General features: G+C 36.4%; 1 protein-coding gene. It reads right to left on the reverse strand.

Annotation, left to right across the window (positions count from 1 at the left end; all coding sequences use genetic code 11):
* Positions 1 to 367, reverse strand: a 367-nt coding sequence (locus A3712_RS16475; RefSeq protein ID WP_197465848.1) for a hypothetical protein, incomplete at its 3' end; no start/stop codon positions are given.
* Between the last annotated feature and the right edge of the window lie 56 nt (positions 368 to 423).

A 423-nucleotide genomic window follows, 5' to 3' on the forward strand; every position in this document is an offset into this window, starting at 1 on the left:
AAAAGTATTGCACAGGTGTTCCTGTTTGAGACTTCTGTGATATGTTTAAATATTCTGCTCTGCTAATTCTATCTATTTCAATGTCTGTATCAGAATCAGACGCTTCAGTAATTACAGCCTCTAGTACATCAACTAAATCTGTGCCTAGTGTGTAACTTGTTGTGCTAGCTGTTAGTGTTTGTGTTCTAAGCTCAACCGTCCACAAGTTAATACCTCTGTTAGCCCATTCAGCCAACATAATATTAAGTGAACGTCTGGCACTTTTTATGTCGTAACCAGACCTAGAATATAAACCACATCTTTCAAACGCCTCTTCGATTACTTGATCGACGTCTAAATTAAAGCTGTTTGTACCTGACGTTGCCATTTTTCACCTTTTTCTTTTTCTTCTTTTTCTTAGAAGAACGTTTAACTTTAAATCCA

Origin of the sequence: Vibrio sp. HI00D65, from assembly GCF_001635455.1 — a bacterium.
Taxonomy (GTDB): Bacteria; Pseudomonadota; Gammaproteobacteria; order Enterobacterales; family Vibrionaceae; genus Vibrio.